Source organism: Secundilactobacillus sp. MJ173, assembly GCF_059704265.1.
The window spans coordinates 49,635-74,701 of the sequence record NZ_BAAKGN010000058.1; the positions used below are offsets into that span (position 1 = coordinate 49,635).

28 protein-coding genes are annotated in these 25,067 nt (G+C 43.3%); 9 read left to right on the forward strand and 19 right to left on the reverse strand.

Annotated features, from left to right (window positions below):
- Window positions 1-296: 296 nt before the first annotated feature.
- From AC6H04_RS08595 to AC6H04_RS08610, 4 genes are read right to left on the reverse strand one after another with little or no spacing between them, the layout of a single operon-like run.
- Window positions 297-947 (reverse strand): ABC transporter permease, encoded by a 651-nt coding sequence (locus AC6H04_RS08595; RefSeq protein ID WP_098823646.1) that lies wholly within the window; start codon window positions 945-947, stop codon window positions 297-299.
- Window positions 947-1,879 (reverse strand): osmoprotectant ABC transporter substrate-binding protein, encoded by a 933-nt coding sequence (locus AC6H04_RS08600; protein WP_497571269.1) that lies wholly within the window; start codon window positions 1,877-1,879, stop codon window positions 947-949. The genes AC6H04_RS08595 and AC6H04_RS08600 overlap by 1 nt, the downstream gene beginning before the upstream one ends.
- Before the next feature lie 11 nt (window positions 1,880-1,890).
- Window positions 1,891-2,520, reverse strand: coding sequence for an ABC transporter permease (locus AC6H04_RS08605; RefSeq protein WP_497571270.1), 630 nt, complete (start codon window positions 2,518-2,520; stop codon window positions 1,891-1,893).
- A complete protein-coding gene (locus AC6H04_RS08610; protein ID WP_497571271.1) occupies window positions 2,517-3,710 on the reverse strand; it encodes a betaine/proline/choline family ABC transporter ATP-binding protein in 1,194 nt (397 codons plus the stop codon). The genes AC6H04_RS08605 and AC6H04_RS08610 overlap by 4 nt, the downstream gene beginning before the upstream one ends.
- A 243-nt stretch (window positions 3,711-3,953) precedes the next feature.
- On the opposite strand from AC6H04_RS08610, the gene AC6H04_RS08615 reads away from it, so the two are divergent.
- The 3 genes from AC6H04_RS08615 to AC6H04_RS08625 all read left to right on the forward strand — a co-directional run bounded on the left by AC6H04_RS08615 (window position 3,954) and on the right by AC6H04_RS08625 (window position 6,837).
- Window positions 3,954-4,361: an Ohr family peroxiredoxin gene (locus AC6H04_RS08615; protein ID WP_497571272.1), complete on the forward strand. Its 408-nt coding sequence runs from the start codon at window positions 3,954-3,956 to the stop codon at window positions 4,359-4,361.
- A gap of 389 nt (window positions 4,362-4,750) precedes the next feature.
- Window positions 4,751-6,217, forward strand: coding sequence for a sugar porter family MFS transporter (locus AC6H04_RS08620; protein WP_497571273.1), 1,467 nt, complete (start codon window positions 4,751-4,753; stop codon window positions 6,215-6,217).
- Window positions 6,218-6,492: 275 nt separating this feature from the next.
- Window positions 6,493-6,837 carry an aggregation-promoting factor C-terminal-like domain-containing protein gene (locus tag AC6H04_RS08625; RefSeq protein WP_497571308.1) on the forward strand — a complete coding sequence of 115 codons (345 nt, stop codon included), beginning with the start codon at window positions 6,493-6,495 and terminating at the stop codon, window positions 6,835-6,837.
- A gap of 75 nt (window positions 6,838-6,912) precedes the next feature.
- Here the strand turns inward: AC6H04_RS08625 and AC6H04_RS08630 are convergent, their stop codons facing one another.
- Both AC6H04_RS08630 and AC6H04_RS08635 read right to left on the reverse strand, forming a co-directional pair.
- Window positions 6,913-7,659 (reverse strand): potassium channel family protein, encoded by a 747-nt coding sequence (locus AC6H04_RS08630; protein WP_497571274.1) that lies wholly within the window; start codon window positions 7,657-7,659, stop codon window positions 6,913-6,915.
- 2 nt (window positions 7,660-7,661) lie between these two features.
- Entirely contained in the window at window positions 7,662-8,351 is a 690-nt protein-coding gene (locus tag AC6H04_RS08635) for a M57 family metalloprotease (RefSeq protein ID WP_497571275.1), read from the reverse strand.
- A 232-nt stretch (window positions 8,352-8,583) separates the two neighbouring features.
- Between AC6H04_RS08635 and AC6H04_RS08640 the strand changes: the two genes are divergently transcribed.
- Window positions 8,584-9,273 carry a response regulator transcription factor gene (locus AC6H04_RS08640; RefSeq protein ID WP_497571276.1) on the forward strand — a complete coding sequence of 230 codons (690 nt, stop codon included), beginning with the start codon at window positions 8,584-8,586 and terminating at the stop codon, window positions 9,271-9,273.
- A gap of 2 nt (window positions 9,274-9,275) precedes the next feature.
- On the forward strand, window positions 9,276-10,622 hold the full coding sequence (locus tag AC6H04_RS08645; protein ID WP_497571277.1) for a sensor histidine kinase: 1,347 nt from the start codon (window positions 9,276-9,278) through the stop codon (window positions 10,620-10,622).
- A gap of 78 nt (window positions 10,623-10,700) precedes the next feature.
- Here AC6H04_RS08645 and AC6H04_RS08650 read toward each other — a convergent pair whose 3' ends face one another.
- From AC6H04_RS08650 to AC6H04_RS08670, 5 genes are all read right to left on the reverse strand, one after another.
- Window positions 10,701-11,264: a DNA-3-methyladenine glycosylase I gene (locus AC6H04_RS08650; RefSeq protein ID WP_497571278.1), complete on the reverse strand. Its 564-nt coding sequence runs from the start codon at window positions 11,262-11,264 to the stop codon at window positions 10,701-10,703.
- A 10-nt stretch (window positions 11,265-11,274) separates the two neighbouring features.
- On the reverse strand, window positions 11,275-12,099 hold the full coding sequence (locus AC6H04_RS08655) for a sugar phosphate isomerase/epimerase family protein (RefSeq protein WP_497571279.1): 825 nt from the start codon (window positions 12,097-12,099) through the stop codon (window positions 11,275-11,277).
- Window positions 12,100-12,278: 179 nt separating this feature from the next.
- Window positions 12,279-13,847, reverse strand: coding sequence for a leucine-rich repeat domain-containing protein (locus AC6H04_RS08660; RefSeq protein WP_497571280.1), 1,569 nt, complete (start codon window positions 13,845-13,847; stop codon window positions 12,279-12,281).
- A gap of 17 nt (window positions 13,848-13,864) precedes the next feature.
- Window positions 13,865-14,923 carry a DUF916 domain-containing protein gene (locus tag AC6H04_RS08665; RefSeq protein ID WP_497571281.1) on the reverse strand — a complete coding sequence of 353 codons (1,059 nt, stop codon included), beginning with the start codon at window positions 14,921-14,923 and terminating at the stop codon, window positions 13,865-13,867.
- 13 nt (window positions 14,924-14,936) lie between these two features.
- Window positions 14,937-15,518 (reverse strand): hypothetical protein, encoded by a 582-nt coding sequence (locus AC6H04_RS08670; protein ID WP_497571282.1) that lies wholly within the window; start codon window positions 15,516-15,518, stop codon window positions 14,937-14,939.
- A gap of 619 nt (window positions 15,519-16,137) precedes the next feature.
- Here AC6H04_RS08670 and AC6H04_RS08675 point away from each other — a divergent pair.
- On the forward strand, window positions 16,138-17,127 hold the full coding sequence (locus tag AC6H04_RS08675) for an alpha/beta hydrolase (RefSeq protein WP_497571283.1): 990 nt from the start codon (window positions 16,138-16,140) through the stop codon (window positions 17,125-17,127).
- 5 nt (window positions 17,128-17,132) lie between these two features.
- Window positions 17,133-18,332 carry a TcaA second domain-containing protein gene (locus AC6H04_RS08680; RefSeq protein WP_497571284.1) on the forward strand — a complete coding sequence of 400 codons (1,200 nt, stop codon included), beginning with the start codon at window positions 17,133-17,135 and terminating at the stop codon, window positions 18,330-18,332.
- Between the two features lie 81 nt (window positions 18,333-18,413).
- Here AC6H04_RS08680 and AC6H04_RS08685 read toward each other — a convergent pair whose 3' ends face one another.
- Together AC6H04_RS08685 and AC6H04_RS08690 are read right to left on the reverse strand one after the other, a co-directional pair.
- Entirely contained in the window at window positions 18,414-19,163 is a 750-nt protein-coding gene (locus AC6H04_RS08685) for an SDR family NAD(P)-dependent oxidoreductase (protein WP_497571285.1), read from the reverse strand.
- Between the two features lie 21 nt (window positions 19,164-19,184).
- The gene (locus AC6H04_RS08690; protein ID WP_497571286.1) at window positions 19,185-20,075 is read right to left on the reverse strand and encodes an SDR family oxidoreductase; all 891 of its coding nucleotides are present in this window, start codon (window positions 20,073-20,075) and stop codon (window positions 19,185-19,187) included.
- A gap of 221 nt (window positions 20,076-20,296) precedes the next feature.
- Between AC6H04_RS08690 and AC6H04_RS08695 the strand changes: the two genes are divergently transcribed.
- Together AC6H04_RS08695 and AC6H04_RS08700 are read left to right on the forward strand one after the other, a co-directional pair.
- Window positions 20,297-20,851 (forward strand): TetR/AcrR family transcriptional regulator, encoded by a 555-nt coding sequence (locus AC6H04_RS08695; protein ID WP_497571287.1) that lies wholly within the window; start codon window positions 20,297-20,299, stop codon window positions 20,849-20,851.
- 98 nt (window positions 20,852-20,949) lie between these two features.
- A complete protein-coding gene (locus tag AC6H04_RS08700; RefSeq protein ID WP_497571288.1) occupies window positions 20,950-21,381 on the forward strand; it encodes a MarR family winged helix-turn-helix transcriptional regulator in 432 nt (143 codons plus the stop codon).
- A gap of 73 nt (window positions 21,382-21,454) precedes the next feature.
- Here AC6H04_RS08700 and AC6H04_RS08705 read toward each other — a convergent pair whose 3' ends face one another.
- The 6 genes from AC6H04_RS08705 to AC6H04_RS08730 all read right to left on the reverse strand — a co-directional run bounded on the left by AC6H04_RS08705 (window position 21,455) and on the right by AC6H04_RS08730 (window position 24,924).
- Complete coding sequence (locus AC6H04_RS08705) at window positions 21,455-21,865, reverse strand: protein-export chaperone SecB (RefSeq protein ID WP_497571289.1); 411 nt, start codon at window positions 21,863-21,865, stop codon at window positions 21,455-21,457.
- On the reverse strand, window positions 21,865-22,413 hold the full coding sequence (locus AC6H04_RS08710) for a helix-turn-helix domain-containing protein (protein WP_497571290.1): 549 nt from the start codon (window positions 22,411-22,413) through the stop codon (window positions 21,865-21,867). The genes AC6H04_RS08705 and AC6H04_RS08710 overlap by 1 nt, the downstream gene beginning before the upstream one ends.
- A 16-nt stretch (window positions 22,414-22,429) precedes the next feature.
- The gene (locus AC6H04_RS08715; protein WP_497571291.1) at window positions 22,430-22,780 is read right to left on the reverse strand and encodes a hypothetical protein; all 351 of its coding nucleotides are present in this window, start codon (window positions 22,778-22,780) and stop codon (window positions 22,430-22,432) included.
- 340 nt (window positions 22,781-23,120) lie between these two features.
- Entirely contained in the window at window positions 23,121-23,372 is a 252-nt protein-coding gene (locus AC6H04_RS08720) for a hypothetical protein (RefSeq protein ID WP_497571292.1), read from the reverse strand.
- 97 nt (window positions 23,373-23,469) lie between these two features.
- Complete coding sequence (locus tag AC6H04_RS08725; protein WP_497571293.1) at window positions 23,470-24,090, reverse strand: FMN-dependent NADH-azoreductase; 621 nt, start codon at window positions 24,088-24,090, stop codon at window positions 23,470-23,472.
- Window positions 24,091-24,273: 183 nt separating this feature from the next.
- The gene (locus AC6H04_RS08730; protein WP_497571294.1) at window positions 24,274-24,924 is read right to left on the reverse strand and encodes a sugar O-acetyltransferase; all 651 of its coding nucleotides are present in this window, start codon (window positions 24,922-24,924) and stop codon (window positions 24,274-24,276) included.
- Between the last annotated feature and the right edge of the window lie 143 nt (window positions 24,925-25,067).

Sequence of the window (25,067 nt, forward strand, 5' to 3'; positions counted from 1 at the left end):
TTACATTGTTTAATCGGGCTACACTGAGCAGAGAGCGGAGTGTAAGTCAGCTTCTAAATTCAGTTTTTTGGCGTCATAGCCTAATTGGGCTCCAGCGGGCAGAGAGCTGCATGTAAGGGACTTCAGCCATAAATCCAAGTTCGGGATTTTTTGCTTGCGCTTCCTTGCTTCATAGCCTAATCAGGCTCCAGCGGGCAGAGAGCTGCATGTAAGTCAATTCCGGCATAAATCCAGACCCGGGATTTTTGCCGGAACCGTCTTACACTCCGCTCTCTTAACGCCCGCTTCCGCACCTTCTACGCCGTTGGATCCACCTTTTTCTCCACCCAGCCCAAAACTAGGTCAAGAATAATCGCCATCAACGCGGTTGGTAACGCCCCCGCCAAGATGATGGCCGTCCCATTCGTGGCATTTGTCCCCCGAATGATGATGTCCCCTAAACCACCGGCGCCCACGAAGGTCCCGATAGCGGTAATCCCAATGGCCAGCACTAGCGCATTTCTCAAACCAGCCATGATCACGGACATGGACAACGGAATTTCCACCAATCGCAGTAACTGCATCCGGGTCATCCCCATACCAGTTCCCGCGTCCAGCAATGCCGGGTCAACGTTTCGCATCCCCGCATCCGTATTCTTGATGATTGGCAGCAGCGAATATAGGAACACCGTTACAATAACAGTGTTAACTCCTAAACCTAAACCAATCATGATGATCGACAACATCGCCAATGATGGGATGGTTTGAATCACGTTAGCAATCCCAATCACGATCCCATTCAACTTTGTATGATGAGCGATGAAAATCCCAATCGGTATCCCAACAATGGCAGCCAGCAGCACACCATAAATTGAAATTAAGAAGTGACGGCTAAACTGGGAGAGCACGTATGCCCCATTATGACTATAGTAATAAACTAGCTGTTCCCATAGATTCATCTTCGCCATTAATTGCCACTCCCTTCAAAGTAATGATGTTGTTCAAGAAATTGCTTAGCAACCACTTCCGGCTCCATCAAGTCATTATCAACTTTATAGTTAAGCTGCTGCATGGTCTTCAAATCAATCTTGCCGCTTAGCTTATTAATAACTGGCTTCAGTTCTGGATGTTGCTTCAAAACTTTGTTGGTTGCCACGGCACTTGCCGTGTACGGTGGGAAGAAGTGCTTGTCATCTTTTAGCATCTTCAAGTTATAGCTACCGACACGCCCATCAGTTGAGTACCCTAAAATCGCATCCATTTTATCGTTAGCAACCGCATCATAAACCAATCCGATTTGCATCGGATGAACCGCGCCAAACTTGTAGCCATACACCTTCTGGAAACCATCATAGCCATCGCCTCTTCGGTTAAGCCATATTTGGTCGATACCAACGTTCATCTTACCAGCAACCGCTTTAAGATCGCTGACGCTATTCAAATGATACTTTTTGGCAGTCTTTTGGGTCACCATCCAAACATACGTATCCGCGAACCCGTATGATTTGAAGTAAGTCATATGATATTTATCGTTAAAGTACGTTTCAACCTTTTTAGTAGCCTCTTCTGGGTTACGATCAACTTTTCGATTCATAATGGTCGTTAAATCAGTCCCAACATATCGAATCGCCGAAATATCAGCCTGATCATTTTTTAACGCATTAAAAGAAACGTTTCCTGAACCCAAATTATTAATAATGGTCGTGTGTAACTTCGTATCATGCTGAATCATGTCTTGTAACATATAGGACATAATCTGCTGTTCAGTGGTGTTTTGTGAGGCAATCCGAATCGTGTCGCTACCGCTTCCAGCTAATCCGGGAAAGCCGCAGCCGGCTAATCCAATCACACACAGTAGGGAGAAGCCCAACATGATTAGCCATCTTTTGATGTTTTTCACGTTTTCCCCTCCTATCCTTCTGATGTTCTTGGTGTTAACGCTGCTTCGACTTTGCCTAACAGCCAGTCAACCACCAGCGCCAAAATAATCACCGGAATTGAACCGCCAAGAATCAAATCACTACGGTACAAGTTCAAACCGTTGAAAATAAAGTCACCCAGTCCGCCAGCACCAATATATGATGCTAAGGCTGCCCAAGCGATAACATACGTAGCCGATAATCTAATACCTGACATAATCACCGGCGCAGCCAACGGGACTTCCACCTTAATGATGGATTGCCAACTGGTCATTCCCATACCCTTCGCGGCATCCTTCAAGGTTGGATCCACATCGTTCATACCAATATAGGTATTCCGTAAAATTGGTAGTAACGAATAAATAAACAGGGCAACGATCGCCGGTTTAGCACCGATTCCAAAAATCGGAATCATAAAGGCTAATAGCGCTAATGCAGGAATGGTTTGAAGCATACTAGCAATGGAAACCACGATGCTTGCCGTTCGCTTAGTTCGCGTCAAAGCCACCCCTACTGGCACCGCCACAATGATCCCTAAACCTAGAGAAAGACCAGAAATGTAAAGATGCTGCCAGGTTTTACCCAGCAAAGACAGTCCGTAGACCGCTAAAAAGTGCATCATTTAGCGTCACCACCTTGATCTGCAGTTGCTGCATCAGTCTCGGCATCCTCGCTATCGTCCTTTTTATCTTCATCGCCCCAAAGCGCATCGTAAACAATATCAACTAGCGCCGCACGGGTCACGATTCCGACTAAATGGTTATTGTTATCAACGACAGGAACGTTCTTAAAACCGCGTTTCAAAATTCGCTCAACCGTATCTCGAACCAAAGAATCTGACTTAACGTAGAACACATCGTTATGCATGACATCGCCAACACTAGTAGCCGTTTTAAAGTTATAATCGATATCTTCAATATCAAGATACCCCTTCAAAGTACCGCCATCGTCAGTCACTAACAGCGAATCAACTCGCCGATCATGCATTAACTTCAAAGCTTCCTTCAACAGACGATCAGGTGTGATTGAAGCCACGCTGGTCAGCATAACCTGACCAACTGTGGTGATGCTTGGACGCGCTTGAATCAGACGATCCTTACCAATCAGGTTTTCAACAAATTCGTTTGCAGGGTGGCGTAAAATCTCGTCAGGTGACGCCACCTGCATGATTTTACCGCCATCCATCACAACGATTTTTGTAGCCAGTGTTAAAGCTTCATCCATATCATGGGTCACAAAAATAACCGTCTTACCCAGTCGAGTCTGCAGATCTTTAATCAGATCTTGTAGTGATTCACGGGTAATCGGATCCAAAGCCCCGTATGGTTCATCCATTAAAATGATATCTTGATCAGCAGCTAACGCCCGGACAACCCCGATTCGTTGTTGCTGACCACCAGAAAGTTCAGAGGGATAACGATCCAAAAACTCCTCTGGCAAATCAACTAACTTAATCATTTCCTTAGCGCGTTCATCCATCTTAGCTTGTGGCCACTTGAGTAAACGTGGTACCAAGGTAATATTTTGACGAATCGTCATGTGTGGCATTAAACCAATATTTTGAATCACGTAGCCAATCTTTCGGCGTAATTTCACTGGATCCATTTGACTAATATCTTGACCATCAATTTTAATCGTGCCAGATGTTTGCTGTAACATCCGGTTAATCATCCGCATAGTTGTTGTCTTACCAGATCCTGACGTCCCAATGAAGCATACGAATTCGCCCTTTTCAACTTCTAAGTTAAAATCCTCCACGGCAACTTTACCGCCACTGTATGTCTTGTTGAGATGTTCCATTGATAAATACATCGGTTTTATCCCATCCTCTCTGTCTCAATTTTGAACAACTGTCTTAAAACATCTAAGTCAATTGTAACACTTAGGTCTTACGACATGCATTTTCCGGTACTCTACCCGTTTCCCACTTTTCGCGGTAAATAGCCTATTTAAGCTTAAATGTTAAATTAAAGTAAGCGCTTTTATTGCCTTTTTAGAAGAATCAGATATAATTAAATTGTACACAACTTAATTCTCTGAAATGAGGTAATCTAAATGGCAAAAAAGCTCTATACCACAACGATGACAAACAAAGGCGGCCGTTCTGGTGAAGTATGGTCCAACGACCGCAAATGGGATTTTAAAATTGGCACCCCTGGCGTGGATAAAGACACTACCAACCCTGAACAACTCTTTGCGGCAGGGTTTGCTTCCTGTTTTAACGGTGCCTTAGACATCGCCTTACAGCAGGCTGGTGTGACTGGCGAACCCACTGTTCGCGCAAAAGTCTCCCTATATCAAGAAGGCGATGAACCCGACTTCCATATCGGTGTAGACTTGTTTGGGCATATCGAAGGCCTGAATGAAGCTGATACGAAGAAATACATGGCAATTGCGGAAACCATTTGCCCTTACGCTAAAGCAACCCGTGGCAATATTGAAGTAACGATTAACGTTGAATAGTTCCGAACCACACTGAAAAGCTGACCAGTAGTCGTTTGAGACTGCTGGTCAGCTTTTGTGCTGGATCAATTTTTTTAGATTGTGCAAAATAACATTGCTGAAATTAATTAAGTTATTTAATACTTGAAATCATTATACTTTTAGCGGCTCATCAGTTCCAATTGGTTTTCACATGCCGGATAATTGCGAATACCCAATAATGAAAGGGCTTGCATTTTATAGTTAAGGTGGTTATACTATCATTTGGTTAGTTGCTTCTGTAAACCAACTTATCAAGAATCAGCCCACACTGTTTCTATATTATTTTTATTATTGTTGTTTTGTAAGCGGTTACTGCCATTATTAGTCACACAACGTAACCATCATTTATTTGATAGGAGGATCTGTCTATGTCGAATGCAGGTACTAAGACCCAACATCATATGCCAGTTGGCATTATCTACTTCTTTGGTGCTTTAGGTGGTCTGTTGTTTGGGTACGATACCGGTGTTATTTCCGGTGCCATGTTATTCATTGGTCACGAGTTAAACATTGCAAATGGTTCATTTCAATACGGTTTCTTAACCGCATCTACTTCAATTGGTGCCGTCTTTGGTGCCGCCTTTATCGGGCCGTTGTCCGATAGGTTTGGGCGTCGTCACTTGTTGATCACCGCCGCAATCATCTTCTTCTTTGCAGCCTTAGGTTCAGCCTTTTCACCTGAATACATTGCCCTTGTTTCTTTCCGGTTCTGTTTAGGTATCGCCGTTGGGGCCGCATCATCATTGATTCCAACGTACTTAGCTGAACTTGCTCCAGCTGAAAAACGTGGTGGTGTCGGGTCGCTGTTCCAATTAATGGTTATGACCGGTATCTTCTTCGCTTATGTCTTTAACGAATGGTTCTCACCACAGGGTGGTTTAAACCTTTCTGAAAGTATCAGTTGGCGGTGGATGTTAGGATTAGCTGCTATTCCTGCAGCCCTTCTCTGGATCGGTGCCATCTTCTTACCAGAATCACCACGGTTCCTTGTTCGGAAGAATGATGAAGCACAAGCACTTTCCGTTCTGCGTCAATTTAACCCAGACGAAAAAGTGGCTCAAAAAGAACTGAGTGCCATCAAGGTTCAAGCTGCTATTCCTTCTGGCGGTTGGAAAGAACTCTTCGGACCAGTTGCTCGTCCAGTTCTCGTTATGGCCGTTGGGTTAGCTATTTTACAACAAGTCATGGGTTGTAACACTGTTCTCTACTATGCACCAACCATCTTCATTTCAGCTGGGTTCAGTACCCACTTTGCTCTTCAATCACATATCGTTATTGGTATCTTTAACGTGATTGTGACTGCTGTTGCCGTAAGTATCATGGATAAAGTTGATCGTAAAAAGATGTTGACTGGTGGTGCTATTGGGATGGCTGCTTCATTGTTCGCTATGTCAATCGCCATGTTAGCCTTACACGCCGGTGGTGGTAACTTAGGTTCATGGATCGCCGTTGTTGGTTTAACCCTTTACATCGCCTTCTTCTCAGCAACTTGGGGCCCCGTAATGTGGTTAATGATTGGTGAAGCTTTCCCATTGAACATTCGTGGGTTAGGTAACTCATTCGGTGCCGCAGTTAACTGGTTCGCTAACTTCTGTGTTTCCGAAACCTTTACTGTTTTGCTAGTTGCCTTCGAACCAAAGGGTGTATCAAACCCAGAAGGTCAAGGTATCGCCCGTCTGTTCTTAATCTACGCCCTCTTCTGTGTATTCGCCATCTGGTTCGTGCACAAGAAGGCTATTGAAACTCGTAACCGTTCACTTGAAGATATTGAAACAAGTCTTCGTGAACGTGCTGCTGAAAAGGGCTTTGATCCAGAAACTGGTCAACCCAGATAATTAATTTTAAATCCTAATATAAGAAGTTCCAGGCTGTCATCATCAATCAGTCTGGAACTTTTTTGTAACAAAGACACGTTAAATACCGGTTTTAAAACTAAATATTGTCATATAACTTAATCTCATGGTAATTGTTAGTTAACATAAATGAAACATTCCCCGTGTATGCTGGTCAATAGTGATAAACAAATAAGGGGATTTTTAAATATATGTCAAAAGCGAATATAAAAATAAAATTAGCAGCGTTCTTCTTGATTTTCGGATTCGCCTTTGGAATGGGCACCGACGTTACATCAAGCATCACTGCGCAACCACAAACCACGACAGCACAAGCCTCAACTAAGGTGACTGCTAGCCAAGCAAAACAAATTGCTAAAATCAACGCTAACTTATCTAAAACTCAAAAAAAGGCCAAGAACTGGATCGCTTATCGCGAATCTCGTTATAACTACTCAGCTCGTAACGGAAACTGTTATGGCCGTTATCAATTACTGAAGTCTTACCTTCATGGTAACTATAGCCCAGTTAACCAAGAAAAAGTTGCTAACAAATATGTCAGCAGCCGTTATGGTTCATGGACAAAAGCTAAAAAGTTCTGGCAAGCACATCACTGGTACTAATCATACCGGTTCAGTCGGATTACATATAAAAAACTCAGACACTTCTCGTGAGGTGCCTGAGTTTTTTATATCTCATCATTTTTTTAGTTGATCGACTTTCTTAGATAGCTGCGACACTTCTTGCGTTAACTGTTGAATCTGCTGTGTTAAAGCCTCGTTTTGCTGCTGTTGCGCATCAGCCTGTCCCGTTCGATCCGTGAAGAAGTCGGTAATCGTACTGGTCAGCAAACCAATAAAACCGACACCGCCAAGCATTAAAACGGTGGCAATCAATTTCCCCCAAGCGGTATGTGGCGAATCATCGCCATAACCAACGGTCGTCGCTGTGGTAATCGCCCACCATAACGACTCCGAAAGTGTCTGGTGTTCGACGATAGAAAATAGCAGCGCGCTCAGGCAAATAATCACCACACTGATCGTAAAGAGGTAAATAAACCCGGTATCATAGGTAAATCGGTGAAACTCGCGGGTCCATTTACCCGAAATGCCTAACCGCCAGAAGACGTGGTGCGTTCGAATCATGCGAAAGATTCTTGCTAGCCGAAAAAGTGAAAACGCTGGGTGCATGGGTAAAATACCTAACAAATCAAAAGCGTTATTAATCAGGAACCATTTGCGGTTCTTGGTAAAAATTAACCTGATGACGTAATCAACGACAAAAAATACCAATAATCCTTGATACATGATCCATCCAGTCAAACCGACTTTAACGTGCAGCATCATCAAACCAGCCAGAATACTGGAGACAACCGCTAAAATAGCAACAAATATATGATAAATGACAAGCCATTTTGCTTGTTGCTGCTTTGTTGCGTTACGCATGACTACTTACCCTCCGTACCGTAAATCGTCTTTAGTCCGCCAATATCACCGGCTGATAAGCTCGTGTTTCCTTGATCCACTGGATACATCACTGAATTACGGTAACGACTATGATCTAGCCCTAGCGCATGCCCCAATTCATGAATTGCCACTGATTTTCTCATCGAAGCAGCCGGATAGTATGCGTTAAGTCCAGCACGGGCATGGTTGGCGGTATAAGCGTTCCAGCCAGTCTGCTGAATAATTTGCGGACCACCATGGCCTGATTCAATCATGGTAGTGGTGTTGCCACTATTTGCCATTTGCTTAGAATACTCGAAAAAAGTCACCGAATTCTGCCGGTCAGTACCATCGCCCGGTACCAGTTTAACGATACCCGTTTGATTATAAACGGCGACGGCATTCTCGAAAACCGCTTTAGCACTGGCAGAAACGTTCGCATCAAAATGATAGTAGTAGGTCCGGGATAATTTGCGATTCTGAACAATCGATTCGATTGGCGTATCTCCCGCCGACACTTCCTGCTTTTGTGTCTGCTGAGTCGTTGTTTTAAAATTTGGGTCAACTTGTTCAATCAGTTTTGTAATCTGACTGCCAAAATTAATGGGTGCTGGTTTGGAATCCACTGCCATTGGCACAAACGCAACGGCAAGCCCTAATGTGACCCATGTTAACCAACCTTGATAGCGCACAGCAGCCACTCCTTACTTTATTCGTTAGTCATAGATTACTGATTCTGGGTGAAAAGGTCAATTAATCACACCGAATGACACCAAATTTTAAACGTTTCGTGAGAAATCGTTCTTTCGGCCAGTATGTGAGATGTCTTTCTCACAATATTATTACAATTTAGTCAAAACGATTGACCAACGCCCTTCGGAATACTTAGTATAAACTATTATGAAACAGACAGGGAGGTCACGAATGAGTAAAAGTTTGAAAATCTTAATCGTTGAAGATGATGATGCATTAGCTAAAAACCTAGAGCGCTTTTTATCAGAGATCGCTGAAATCACGGTCAGCAACGATGGGCTTGAGGGCCAGATGATGGGACAGGATGGCATCTACGATCTTGCGGTACTGGATTTGATGCTACCCCAGATCAATGGCTATGATATTTTGAAGTATTGGCGCCACGAATGCCAGTTAGAAATGCCCGTCCTCATCTTAACCGCCAAGGATACCTTAGATGACAAAGTTCGCGGCTTCCAATTAGGTGCCGACGACTACCTCACCAAGCCTTTCCACCGTGAAGAACTCATCATGCGGGTGAAGGCACTATTACGACGAACCGGTAGTTTGGGTACCGACAACCAACTCACAGTGGCAGATTTTAACGCTAATCTAAATAGCCGCACAGTCTCTCTAAAGGGCGAGAATCTTACACTGAATGGCAAAGAATACGATCTGCTGATCTATTTCTTACAGAATCCCGATACCATTATTACGAAGGAACAAATCTTTGACCGGCTTTGGGGATTCGACTCAGAAACCGCGTTGTCAGTCGTGGAAGTTTACATGAGTAATTTGCGCAAAAAAATCAAAAACGTGACCAGTGATCAGCCAATCCGGACACTGAGAAACGTGGGTTACATGCTGGAGACGGAGGCTTAATTATGAAAAGTCAAACTGCCGAAAAGCACCAGCAATGGCAGCTCTTCATTAAAGAACTGATTACCTTTGCGCTCCTTTTTGCTGCTTTAGGACTGGTGGTTTACTTTTTCTTCTATCAGTCGATCTATCGCGAAATGGATCACGGCTTGCAGTGGCAAAAGAATCAAATCATGCAAAATTCCCCTATTCCTAAGAGCAATCACCTCATGGGCAGTGAAGCACAAAAAGCAAGAAACCAGCTGCCACCCAAGGATGGCTCTTTTCGGGCCAATCTAGTGGTATTTGACAAGAACGGCCAGGTCATCAACGATCCCATGCTGGGTGAACGAGATTACGCTCTGCTTAAAGATACCCGATTAGTCAAGCGCCACTTGAATCGAATCACTACCTTGACCCTAACGGCGGATGGGATTACGGGCCACTTTAAAACGTTGTTGATCAAGGTCCCCAAATCGAATCCTAATCCCGTTTACGCAGGACGTTACGTGTTAATTATGAAAAATATCGATGCTGATCTGCAAGCATTGACTAACTTCAGAACTGCCTTGGTGACGACATTGATCATTTTCTGGATACTAGCGATTGCGATTGCTTATTTGCTCTCTCGTTCAAGTATGAAACCCATCATTCTCGCATGGCGCAAGCAGCGTGATTTCTCTGGCAACGCTGCCCATGAACTACGAACGCCGCTGACCGTGATTCAAAATCAACTGGAGTATTTGCTAACTAAGCCTAAATCAAGAGTTATGGATGAAGCTGAGGAAGTCTCAACAGCTCTAGATGAAGTTCGGCACATGCAAACATTGACCAATCAACTCCTCATGCTGGCAAGATCGGATTCTAACGTGATTCAACTTAACCAAACCGATGTTGACCTCCAGCCATGGCTGGAAAAGTCCGTTAAACCGTATACCGACATTGCCACCAGCCAGCAAAAGCAGCTTAAGGCCGATATTGACGTCTCTGGTCACGGTTTATTTGACCCCGACCTCATCCGTCAGGTACTCACCATCCTCCTGGACAACGCCATTAAATACACGCCAGCCAACGGCACCGTCACCGTTAACGCCAAACGCATCCATGATCCCCTTCAGCATGAAGCCTTGCACTTACAAGTGGCGGATACTGGACCAGGAATTGCGGATTCGGAAAAAACAAAGATTTTTGAACGTTTTTACCGCACTGATAAATCGCGTAATTCTAAAACCGGTGGTAACGGCCTCGGCTTAGCAATCGCCAAATGGATTGTCACTCGGCATCACGGTAAGATTAACGTGAAGGATAATCAACCTAAGGGCTCGATTTTTAATGTGACGATTCCACTGAAGAGTGTGAAAACAAGCGTTTAAAGAATGACGCATAAGGGCTCAAAACAAAAATCCCCTGAACTTTGGGGATTTTGTTTTGAGCCCTTATTTGTGCTTTCACTATTCACCTACATGATTCACCGTACACTTAGCCAGATGGTCATCTAAAATGCCCAGCGCTTCCAGCCAAGACTGGACGATTGTCGGCCCCACAAACTTGAAGCCGGCTTGTTTCAGCGCTTTGCTGACTTGCTGCGACAATGGCGTTTGCGCCGGCACATCCGCCATTGTTTGATACCGATTGATCACTGGCTGACCACCAACAAATGACCATAAATAAGCGTTCATGGTCTTACCTGCTGAATGCCATTCAACCAGCTGTCTTGCGTTATGAATGGTATCTTTGATTTTTAATTTATTACGGATAATCCCAGCGTCGTTGATGAGTCTGACCTCGTCATCATCGTCAAATTGGGCAACCCTGTCCACATCAAAATTAGCGAACGCCGCCCGAAAGTTCTCCCGTTTGTTTAAAACGGTTTGCCAGCTCAACCCCGCCTGCATCATCTCTAACGTCATCAGCTCAAAGGTTTCGCGTTCATCTTTGGTGGGCACTCCCCATTCGTAGTCGTGGTAATGTGTCATGAGTTCATTGGCATCCTCTGCCCAATCACACCGTGTCATCCTGTTCCTCCTAGTGAGTTTGCTGAGCGGACAGCAGATTTCTCAAATACTCGTGGCTAGCGCGCATCTCTCGACTGTCGTTTTGATCAGCTAAATCAATTTCGTAAATACTGGTGGCCTCGGGGTTAATGACTTTCATTACCCGCTGCCAGTCGATCTTACCCTTACCCAACTGCAGACTGTCATGGTGTTGTCCCATGGAGTCTACCAGATGATAATGAACCGTTTGCGGTGCCAATTGGGCAATACTTTTAACTAATTTATCGTTATCGCCATGCAACACTATAAAGCCGTGGCTCACATCATAGCACAACCGATAATGGTGTGCCATGACGGTTGCTTCAATCTCTTCGTCACCATAATCAAAGGCTGGCGAGATTGAATTTTCAAACATCACGTGGTCACCACCCATCTGCTGGAAATAATCCAATCGGGCAAAAATCACTTTTCGCGCGGTTTTAAAATCACCGAAGGAATTAACCACTGCTTCTTTGTCTGAGTAACCACCGTGAATCAGCACCTGAACGTTTAATTTAATGGCCAATTCGATCAAGGCCTCCGCGCTGCTCATCATAAACTGATAGCCAGCTGGATCTTTAAGCGCTGAAACGCCAACTTCATTATGATGGTGATCATAAGCCATCGGATGATGGATCACAATCCGGCGTACTCCTGCCGACTGAACGTACTTGACCATTTCTTCCAAATGCGCCAGCCCGTTCTTGGTCACATCGCGCGCATCCGTGTAAAATTCAAATACGGATGGTTGGTATTGTAACCGTTCATCGATTTGTTCCAGTGATGTACTTGCTTTTAAACCTAAACTCGGCATCATTTAATCACCCCATCTCGTTCTTATTTATAGCACCATTAAATGAAGATAACGACTATTTCGCACCTCACTTTATTAAACGTAAACAAATGTTAAACGTTGAAACATCGGCTAAATTAAAAAGGTGTCAGGTAAAAAATCATGAGATTTTTACCTGACACCTTTTTAATTTTAACCATTTATTAGTTCGCAGTAGCTGACGGATTGGCATCGGCTTTCCAAGTGATCGTTGTCGTATATTTTGTAGCTCGGATTGCAGAGCGCTGGTCTTCAGGGATTTGAAGAGATAACCCTGTTAACGTTTGTGTAAGATTTATAGAATCAGTACCATCATTGCAATACAAAGTGGACGCTGCATCAGTGTTCAGACTCGTATCTCCACTAAAGGCCCCACTTGGGTCAAATATCATGTTTCCCTTAAACGAGGAGCTGCCGTCTGTCGCTTTCCACGGACCCATTTGAGCAGTCAATGTGCTACCCGGTAAAAGAGTTGCATCCAAGGTCAAACTACTCTTAGTGGTGAGAGGCGAATCTAATCTATTGAGGGAGTTGGTTCCAAAATCAAGTTCACCGGAAACTGCCACGCTGTTTTCTGCGGTTGCTGTTCCACCATTGTCCCCACCTTCTAGCTTAGCTTTTAATTGTTCTGCAACGTCAGCGCTTAGCTTATTGCTACCATCTTCGTTAGCATTCAAAAGAGCAGTAATTGTATCATTAGTAAGTTGCGGGATTGCATTTTGAATTGCTTGATCATTCAATTTCGCAATATTTGATACCGCGATTGCGTTAATAGAAGAATCACTAAGTTTGACGACACCACTCGACATGTTAAGCAACGTAACAATATCCTGTACAGTATTCCAGTCACTAGCGTTTAGACTACTGGAACTCAAATCAGCTGTACCGTAATGATTAACAACCGACTGGAGAAGGTGATTTAACGTATCAGTAATTGTTTGAACCGAATTACCAGACATGTCCAAATCAGTGAGCTTACTGATGATTGGAAAGTTTCGCCCCCAAGCCATTTGACTAATCCCATTATTCGATAGATCCAGACTGGTCAAATTCTGTGCACTGGTGACGTTCATTACTGTCTCTCCCATTTTATAAAAACCTGCGTCAGTTAAATTGTCATCACCCAGTAATAATGTGTTAATCGACGTTAAACGAGGGGTCTGGAACAAACTGATCAGTGACTGAGCCAACGTGGTGTCCTTCACCTCTGAAGTTACACCCGTTAAATCAACGGTTGTTGCATTGTTTGCCGAAGCAATAATCTGCATTAACATATTAAATGCCGGTTGATACGTATGCCCATCAACAACGAGTTCCTTTGTTGCCAAACTGCCATTATCTCCAGTAACATTGCTTTCGATATTTTGTTCATACGCATTATTACTGATGACATACAGGCTATCAGCCGTGCCACCTGCAACCCATTTAGCAACCGTACTATTAGCTGTCGACTGATACGCGCCCATCCGATTAGCCAAGCTGACAGTTTTCAGCTGTGTAACATCCTTAATCGTAAAATTGTTAGGGGTCTGATTCTTTTGTGTCGGCGTTTGATTGTCCGCGTACGTACTATTATCCAACATTACCTGAACGACTTCACCAGGAATTCCGTAAGAAACCAACGTATTATCCTCATAACTGGCCGCTTTAACAGACTGACCACTGCCAAACAAAAACAACACAAAAAGGGCCAACAATGAACTGAAGATAATCTTTCTCAGTCTTACCATCATTGCTCGCCCCCTATGGATTATTTTTTTGATCTCTTCTTAATTAAAAGTGTAACCAAAGTACCAATGATGATTAGTAAAACGACCACCAAAGCGATAATCGCATAAACAAACCAGGGTGTTCCCCCGCGTGCTTGTTTTGCCCGTTGCTGTAAATCTTGACTCTGCTTAGCCGTCACCATCATGTCAGACGTGCTAGTGACTTTATACTTGTAGTGTGTTCCTGTTGAATCAGTATACTGACCAGTTTGATCTTTAACGTAGTACGCCGTCGTGCTCACAAGATAGCGCCCCGCTGCCACGTTATTCGGTAACTTAACCTGGTAAGTAAAATGTGAATTAGGTGCCATCTGCATCGCATCCGCTGTTCTCTCGTACACTTTGTGAGTTCGTTTATTAGTCGCCGTTACATTAACCTTCAGCTGATTTAAAAAGGTCGCTTTCACGTTATGCATTGGTACTGCTATTGCGTTCTTAGCTTGTTGCTGAGTAACAGTAGCTTGGCCAATCTTAAGCTGTGGCTGCCATGTTCGATCCTGATTACGCGTCACGACCGCGATGCCATAACTGAACCGGTTAGTAATCGACAACTTGGCGCTCTTTTTCGTGGCTGTCGAATAGTTCATTGGACTAAAAGTCAGTCCTCCAGCCATTAACCCTGGTAACTGATTCTCAGGCATGGTCAACTTCGCCGTGTAAGTTTGCTGGCTATTAGCTGGCACCGTCACCTTTTTCGGTCCCTTTAAATACTGGGATAAATCATATCGAAGTGTGTTGTCCTTTTTTTGCAGACCACTATAATCAACCATCCCATTATTATTGGTTTGGCCCGAATGAACGGCCACTTTAACCTGAATTGCTTGCTTAGTATGATTGACCAATTTGACTTTCAAATCAGTTGATTGATTGGGCTTCACGATGACGTCAAAGTACGATTCGGATTTATCACGTTGCGCTTTCGAAGTAATCGGCTGCACTGAAAATCCGCTACTAGCAGCATGGACCGTGACCGGAATAATCATCAACATGGTCATCATCATGAATGCAACTAAACTCTCTAAAAATCGTTTTCTTGTCATAATTCAGCCTAATCTAATCTGCTGTTCCTGAAACGGGATCTTCCAGTGTCCAAGTCAGCGTATTTGTATAGCTCCCAGTCTGAACAACAGTTCTTTTATCCAAATTGAAGTTAAGCGTACCTGGAAGTGTAACCGTTCCAGTTGAACCTTTACCATACTCTACAGGAGCAGTAGTAAGGGATTGTTCTGTGCCATTATCAGGTGTCACAGATAGTGTGCCACCATCTAATGCAGTAACCGTCGCAGCTGAACCGTCACTGCCAGCTTTCCAGCCACTCTGAGATAGTTTCAAACTCCAGTTTTTACCGTCTCCCAAAAAGTCATCAACCGATGCAGTGAGCGGAACACTGGCTTGAACACCTGATGTATAAACGTCACTAACTTTGAGGTTTTCCTTGCCAAGCACTGCTGAATCTGTGACATTATACAAACTCAAAGTACCAGCCCCAAAGCTGATGTTACCAGTTGTCGTCGCACTCTGCTTGTTGTCAGCAGTGGTTGAATTTGTTGTATCATCAGCAAAAGCCGTTGTCGTCCCCAAGACGCCCACTGCTGCTAATCCTAATAAAAGTGCTCCTAAAGTATGTTTTTTCATGTTGGTGTTCTCCCTCACTAATTAATTTTGTCTAAGCAATATACATTATTCAAATCTTCTACTAAACACAATCCCATCAACATAGAGATGTAAACTAGCTAAGAAAAATCACCTAACCTTAGAAGAAAAATATAGCTCATCACCATCTTTCAAAAAAACATGGTCATGAGTTATTTTTAACTGTCGCTGACTTCCGTATCTAATGGTTGTTTTTAAAAGATTCATTCTAGAATGTCATACCACGTATTTAAGAAAATGCACGCCCAAATAGTACACAATTACGCAAATGTTGCTCACTATTTTCAAATTTTTCTTGACAGATACCGTTTCCAATGCCCACCTGATAACGAGACATTTTCTTTAAAATGTAATTATTTTTTTGAAAATTTTTTTAAATTAGTTGTTTTAATTTACTAACTGCCAATTTTAGCACTCAACAAAACTTTTTTGATCAAAATACCGCCACTCATAACCGCTTAAATAAAAGCGCTATCATTCCATAGTAAGACATCCGTCCATAATATTCACTCAATCCTAGCCTTGTCACACTCCTAGTGTTCACGTAAGATTATCTTAATATTAAAATTCCGTTCTTGACAAGTTAGCAGGGGGCTTCGTCATGAAAAAACAGCTTTGGACGGTTATCGTTGTCGCCGTGGTTATTATTGGGGTAATCCTAGGCGGGCTGGTGCATTCGTTAAATCCACCAGAAAAGCAAACCGGTCAGCATTCAAAACAACAGACGACTAAAACGGTCAACAAAACCAGTCAGCGTTCTGCTCACAAACAAGTCACGGCAGCACCAGCGCCAAGCCAAGTACTTTCGCGTGTGATTTATAGCTCGCAGTTGCACCGAAACTGGCATTATCGCGTGTATTTACCGCGGAATTATCAGCGGCTCAAAGAACAAGGAACCCATTTTCCAGTTATTTACATGCTTCACGGTCTGTATGGCGACGAGACCAATCTCACTACGCAAGCAGATTCAAAACGTTACTTAGATCAATTAGTCACTCAAAAGCACTTACCGGTGGTCGCTATTTTTCCTGATGGTGGTAATTCCTTCTATTTAAGTACCACTAAAGAGCAGATGGAAATGGCTGTGGTGAATGACTTAATTCCCCAAACGACTAAAACTTATCAGCTGGCTGGGCAAAGACAACGTGCTATTGGTGGCATCTCCATGGGCGGGTACGGTGCTGCTCGATTAACTTTCCGCCATCCGCACCTCTTTTCTGTAGCTGCTTTAATTTCACCGGCCATTTGGCAAAAGGTACCGCCAACCGTTCAAACTAATTCGCAGGTGGACGCCTTCAAAATCAATGGTGCTTTCAGTCAAAAGGTTTTCGAACAAGCGCAGCCTAGTCGCTATTTATCAAGCTACTTAGCGCAGAAAAGGTCTCCAGCCCATTTCTATATTGAAACCACCGCGCTGGATACCACCGTGCCGATTGCTGACGTCAATTTATTTGTCAAACAACTGCAACAGCATCAGCTCAAACCCACCTATCAAGTCGACCACTTCGGCAATCATAACTGGCCGTACTGGAACCGGGCTTTACCTAATGCTTATCGTTATATCTTCAATCAATTTAAATCTCAGAGGTGAGTACTATGTCAACGTGTCCAAATTGCGGGGAAGCAGTTAGTCCCGACGATGTGTTCTGCCAAAACTGCGGTTATCGGTTAAAACCCGTAACCATTAATCCAAATAAAGTACCCAATGATAATGAAACGCCACCGTTTCGGCCTGAGCCTCAGCCCACTGAACCGGAACCGGATCCGGTCAAACCAGAACCGATTAAGCCAAAACCTGAACCCAAGCGCAAGCCAACGATGACGACTGCAGCACCAAAGCGTCACAAGAATCCGAAAAAGGGCTCTGGCAAAAAGAAAATCTGGATTAGCCTGATTGTTTTGATCATCGTCATTTTAGCCGGCACTTATCTTTATGGCAGCGGTAAGTACAGCAAGTCCAAGCAGGTCGACCAGATGATTTCCGCCATGCATGACAATAACGCTGACGCCACCGTTAAGTACATGACCACCACCGACCCCAGCTTGGAAATCAACGCCAAAACTATCGGCCCCTTCATGAACTACTTAAATTCCGATAAGCGCTACCTAGCCGATATGAAATCTAGTTTAGTAAACAACGACCAAACCAGTGATGGCACGTTTAAACTAGTTGCTAAGGGGCACCACCTGTTATTCTTTCCAGCCTACAAGCTGGAAGTGGTCGCCATGTACCCAACGGTTCAAACCAACGTTGAGCAAGCGACGATTAGCCTAAACGGGTTAAACGTAGCTACTGCCAGCAACGATCATTATTCATACAAAGCTGGCCCACTGTTCCCTGGCCGTTACACCTTCAAACTCTCCAGCACTGGTTCTACCGCAGATGGCAAATCAGTGACGAAGAACCTCGTTTCGACCCAGGCTAAGAATATTAAAGTCGATTTATCAACACCGGATAGCGGCGACAGTACTGATGCTGCCACTCAAAGCACTGCTACTAACGACAATAGTGATAATAGCAGCGATTCCAGTGACTCCACACCAAGCAGCAGCAACTACGGTCACTTCGAAGAAGAATACCACGGCGACGAGCAAGCCGGTATCGATGCCATTGCGGATCAATACGGTTTCGACTATGACGACTATACCTACGTGGTCAGCTGGCCGCACACGGATGTTTTGCAGGTTAAAGCCTACGATAAAGACACTCACCAATACGACAGCACTTACCGTTATGACCAGATTCATGATATCAGCAGTTTATTGAATGAAGACACTGGGAAGTTTGAGGAATAATTTCATTTTATAGCATGGAAAAAGAACCAGGTTTTGGTCAAATTGATCAAGCCTGGTTCTTTTAATTTCAATCGGTTCAAATTACCACGGTACGATCCCTGCGTTTTCACTGAACGTAGAGTTATCCGTCTGCGGACTGCGAGTAGCCATCTTGATGACTTGCGCTGCCCCTTCTTCGGCGGTCTGCATGCCAGCAGGTTTCGGATCATTCGTATCACGTCCGCCAAAGGCCGTATCAGAGAATCCAGGGTTGACTGAATTGACTGGAATGCCATCGTCTTTGAGCGCCTTGCTGAAGCAAATCGTTTCAAAGTTAACGGCAGCTTTTGAAGCACCGTATCCCATTGAGTAGAAGTTATAGAATGGGAAGCTTGTGTCCGTTGCTAATCCTAATGAGCCCATGTTGCTGGACAAATTAATGATTTGGGCGTTTTCAGCCTTCTTCAACAATGGCACCATTGTTTGGCTCACGTCGACTGAACCAAAGAAGTTAACGTCAAACTCTTTACGTAGTGCATCCATCGGTACGTCGACTGGTGTGTGTTGCCCATCCGTCACGATACCGGCGTTGTTGATCAAAATGGTCAAATAGCCATACTTATCTGCAACGTATTGACCAGCTGCCTTGACTTGATCATGGTTAGTCACGTCTAAATTAACGTAGCTGGCTTCACCACCATCAGCTGTAATCTCAGCAACAGCTTGCTTAGCGGCATCTTCATCCAAGGCACCGATCACAATAGCTTGGCCCTCTTTGCTTAAAGCTTTAGCAGTGAGTAAACCGAGTCCTTTTTCAGCACCAGTAATTAAAGTCACAATTTTTTGGGTCATAATGATTGCTTCCTTTCAAGGTTAGTTTTGCTTGTGTACCGGAATACCAGCTTTTTTAGCTTCTTCTTCAAGATATGACCGCAGTGAACGAGTCTTACCATCCAGCAGCCAGTTAAGCTCTTTAGAATTACCATCCCAGTCCCAACGCAGATTACTGTCGTAGATGTGCCAGAAGGCTTCTTCAGCATAACTGTCTGAACCCAAGAAGTAGTTTGGCCAGTAATCTCGTAGCCTGTCCTTTGGCACAAAGACTGGTTTAATTTCTTTGCCAGTAACTTCGCTCATTAAGGCAGCAACCTGGCGTAGAGAGAACTTTTCGTTAGCTAAGGCAAAGACGCCTTTGTCGTAGCCTTCTGGATCAGCTAGGACCTTTAAAACAACGTCAGCTTCATCACGCGCATCAACCATGGAAATGACTTGGTCTAGTGGTGAGTAACTTGGTAGTTCACCACTTTCGTAGAATGGCTTCACATATAAGTTGTGGTGATAGCCAGCAGGTTGAAGCACCGTCCACAGCATGTGGCTTTCCCAGCCACGGTACATCAAGTATTTCTCAACTTCGGTCTTCATCCGGTGTTGCAGGTTATTGTCCAAAAGTGGGAACAACACTGAAATATCGATGAATTGCTTAACGCCAGCTTTGATGGCAGCGTCAATTGCCATCTTCCCCATCTTTGCTTCTTGATACGTAAATAGAGGTGGCAGGTAAACAACCGCATCAATGTCCTTCATAGCTTTGTCTAAGGTTGCTTCATCAGTGCCGTTACCCACGATTACTTCTTTAGCACCGATTTTTTTATAGTCTTCAACTTTGGGGTTAATGTCCATGACCCGGACATCCTGACCCTTTTCAATCAAGTATGGTACGATTCGATGACCGACTTGGCCATTGGCACACGTTACTAACAGCATTCAATCAGATCCTTTAGTTTTATAATTACCAATCCCAAACAAGAAAGCGTTTTAAATTAAATATATAATAATTCTTTCACAATGTTTTGTCAACACGGTGTCAACGAAAAAGGTCAAATGACGATAAACGTGTTATATTAGTATTAATGATTTTAACGAAAGGACGATGATTTCCAATCGCAAGCAAACGCCAAGCCTACTACGATGCCACTAAAGAAGCATTGATCGATAGTGCCCGTAAACTTTTTAAATCTAAGGGTTACGCCGCAACTACCGTGAATGACATCACAAAACACGCTAATAAAACGCGTACGACCTTCTATCACTATTTTCCAGATGGCAAAGTTAACCTGATTCAAACTCTGATGGAACTCGACGTCACGCCAGAATTCGTCGCGCTGGGTGATAAAATCGATACGTTGAAAGAATCGCCCATCGTTGATGCACTTCATACCATTAATCAGGGGTTCGTGGACATGTTTGTCCCTAACCTATATCTCTGGCAAGCCGATATTTACTTTCAGGATGAGTTATACCCTGCCCTAAAAGACATCACCGACGAGGAATACAGTGTTCTAACGGACAAATTAGCCGACTTTCTCGCCTACCGTCAGGCCAAACATGAACTGATCGACTTTGACCCCGAAACGGGTGCTAAAGTATTCTTGGCACCTGCACTGCAAAGTATCGTGCTCTCCTTCAGTGGCGCCGGTTCGGACATTAACGATACGAAGCAAGTGGATCTACTCATTAATCAATGGGTGATCAATCATTAAAGCTAACGTTCTTAGTAGAAAACTATTTATTGAAATCTACAACATAATTTGATACACTTTTGTGGTCGGCAACGTATAACACAGAGGGGGGAATTGCCATGCTTGTTTTTGATGATTATCCAGTGGGTGCAGCAGCTTGGCGTATCGTTAATGCCCATGAAGCGCTGATAGATAAAGACATCCGTGCTTTGGGCCTCTATCCTGGTCAAGACACTATCCTCATCACCCTCGCTCGTAATGGGCAGCAGGCGCAAAACGCACTGGCTGAAGCCATGCAGGTGGATCATTCCACGGTAGCCAAGTCCGTTAAACGCTTGGTTAATTCAGGGTTAGCTGACACCAGTAAATCGGCTAAGGACAAACGGGTGACATTGGTACAACTGACACCGGCTGGTTTAAAGTTAGCTAAACAAGTGGAACAGATCTGTGATACCGCTGAGAAGCATTCGATTGAGGGCCTTTCAGACGAGGAAAAAGTGCTTTTCGTTAAAATTGCGAATAAGATATGTGCCAATTTGAAAGCAATGTAATCATTAAACAGATGTACGACCAAAAAACACATTCCATCATTGGAATGTGTTTTTTGTTTACGCTGAATCCCTATTATTTATCATGTTGTGCTAAAACTTCAGCCACATTAATCGTTGGCATCACATAGCCTGGAAACTCGTTGGACGTTGTCGTTAAGGTCGCCACAATTGCTCGCACGTATGGATAGAAAATTGCAACAGCGTTATTTCGAATCAAACTATCCACACCTACACCGGAGTTATCCTCATCCGGGTGATAGGTAAACTGACCAACTACAGCACACTCAACCTGAAACGGAATCGTCTCATCCTTCAGTGACCCCACAGATAGCGTGAGCGTCACGTTAATCTGATTATGATCTATTGTATCTGTTGCCTCTATTTTCGGATCAAACGTTATCTTGGATTCTTGCGGTTTGTAGCTGGCATTACGCTGATACTGCATCTTGGTTACGCGATAACCATCAAACTGTAAAATTGTCATTATGCGACACCTCCTAACGACCCTTCAAATAGTCGAATATTCTGATTAGGTTGCCGAGTTCGATACAAATCCTCGTTAGAATAGTAAACTGTCTGATTTAAATTATTCACTATCGGAAGATGATTATTTTGACTAACAAACATTTGCCACTGACCATTTTCATAAAACATTTCGGCAGCTTCAAATAAATTTTCCTGATATTTCACTTGTAATCGTTGATTGTTCTCAATCTGATTTAAAGTGGAAAAACCAATACCAAGTTCACTAGCAAACTGTCGGACAGATAACCCCAAATTTTGACGCAACGCACGAATCTCATCTGGTTTCAGATACCCTTGGCGTTCACGATAAGCATTGAAACTGTTTCTAACATTTTCCATTGGATCATCAAAATCGCCCCATAGCTCACCGGCAGCATCTTTCCAATAATGGTTTCTCACGATTAGATCATCAATATCTCTAACTTTAACTATTTCTGACTGCCACACCTCTGTGTAAGTTTCCGTAGTTTCCAATTCTGGATTATAGAATTCTTTTATACGAGCCATTATAGCCACTTCCTTCCTAAATATTTTCAAATGGAAATTCAAGTGGATGTTCTGCCTGATGTAACGAAATCCACATAACAATACCATTTGGCCGATTTTGAAATTTCAAATAACATAACTCATCAGAAAGGTTAAGCCCAAAAATCCAAACTTCTCCAGGAATTGGTGGGTGATGATCATCAGGTAATGGACCAGAACTGTAGTTTCGATAGGTTAACTCCTGATAAATGGTATCTAGAGCAATCTCCTCATCAATTCCCATCTCAGCAAGTGCAATTAAGTTTTTTCTTCGATGACTTAATCGCCATTTATCTCGTCTACTACGAATAGTTTTAAGTATGTTCTTTATTTTATTGATATCTGTCAACACATTAACACGTCCAAACTATATCGTCTATCATTATTTTAGCATAGATGTATCTCAGGAAATACAAAATTGCTTCTGATATTAGCAAATTTATCTTGCTCTTATTACATTTGTTTAGTGAACCTAGTAAATTCTATCTACAATTTAACTACGCATGTATAAGTCAGAAATTTCAATCAACTAAAAAATCTCGTGGCAAACACTGTTGATAAAATCTCCAAAAATTTGAAGTCTAGACATCACTTCAAGATGTAGCTTGCTAAAAAAAACATTCCAATTGAGGAATGGTTTTTTGATACTAGGACTTACCTAGCTAGTTTTAATTCGTGTACACATCATTTCAATATTTCGTGTTCCACACCTTATAATTCAAGATATCATTCACGCTCGTAATGAGGTCGTCTACATAACCCTGATCGTCATCTTTGCCACCACGGTAAGCAATGTCGATATATAGGGCAACGTAATCATTTAAATCACTGTTGGCATAGTACAATGGGTTCTTTTTATAGTAATTAGGATGCAAATTAATTTGCTTATTTAATTTAAGCAGCGCTAACCGCAAATCATTCACATGTTTAAAGCCATTCACATTAGAGTTCGAAACCCTCTTTTTCAGAACCTTAGGAATCGCATAGGTCGTTTTATCAACCTTAATTTAGGCTTACGGTGCATTCTGTTATCTATCTTTAAAACTTCGCTGCAACTTCTTTGGCTTCTTCTTGCGCTGCTGCCACGATCTGATCAGCTTGATCAGGGAAGTGATCCATCCCTTCAACACCGATCTTAGCAAAACGCTTAGCCCCTAAGTATTCAAGTGCAGCTTGGACGTACTGAGTCCCCAAGTCTTTACCTTCATACTTGCCACCGGCAGCTTGAATGTGAACGAATGGCTTGCCAGGAACCAAGGCAACGTGACCAGTTGCGGTGTAACGGAAGGTTTCACCAACAACGGTAATCGCATCAATCCAAGACTTCAATTGAGCAGGAATGGACAAGTTCCACATTGGGTTAGCAACGACCAACTTATCAGCAGCCTTGAATTGCGCCAAAGCATCGTTGAACTGACCCATGCCCTTTTGAACGTCGGCTGGTAAGTCTGTGAAGGCAGTGCCGTTAGCTAATTGCCCCCAAGCAGCCATCATGCCACCATCGAGTTCTGGGAAGTTAGTGGCGAAAAGATCTAAGGTTTCGATCTCGTCGTCGGGGTTCTTTGCTTTGTATGCTTCTAGAAAAGTATCTAATGTTTTGATAGTCCGTGATTTATCACCATCGAATGGGTGTGCTTTGATTACTAATACTTTTGACATTTTTATGTCTCCTTTGATTGTTGTTTAATTAATGTGTGGTTGACCACTTATAATAGTGTACACCATTTGTAAGTGGTCGGCAACCTTTTAACTCAAAAGGAACGGCACCGACTCTGATAGAATCGATGCCGTTCCTTTTGTTTAAACGTCCATTTAGGTAAAACTCAACTGATGACTAATTTCCTACCGATGGAAAGTTTCCCCATTAGCTAATTTATCCAGATATTCCTGTGTGACTTGGCGCTGCTTGAAGTAGTATTTTTTATCGCGCTCGTCAAACTGACGTACCACGTGCGCTGGATTGCCATAAGCCAGTGAATCACTTGGAATTGACTTGGTGACCACTGAGCCCGCACCAATCACACTGTTATCACCAATAGTAACCCCTGGGCAAACGGTCACACCGGCGCCAATCCAAACGTTATTACCAATTTTAACAGGAGCGGTGTATTCAGCCCCCGTTCTAAGTCGTAACTCTGGATCTAAAGCGTGACCCGCTGTATAGATACCAACGTTGGGTGCGATTAAAACGTCATCGCCAATTTCGATTAACCCCGAATCTAGCAATGTCAAACCGTTGTTAGCAAAAAAGTTGTCACCAAGCTTCACGTTAAACCCATAATCGGTGTGGAAAGGTAATTCAATGAAGTAATTCTCCCCAACTTGACCGAGCAATGCCTTCAAAATGCGCTTACGGTTCTCTAAATCCCGGTAGTTTAAGCGGTTATATTCGAATAATAAGTCCCGCGCCTTCATTCGCATTTCGAATAGCTCCGGTGTTTGATGATATAGTTCACCGTTCATCATGCGGTCAAATTCAATGTTTTCAGTCATATGGTTGCTCCTTCAGTTAATTTATACGTACTAATATTATATAACAAAATTTATACTTATCAATTGTTGAATGATAATTGGCCATACTAAAAAGGCGTCACTACCTCTCGGGATAGTGATGCCTTTTTTGGATGCTTTGCTGT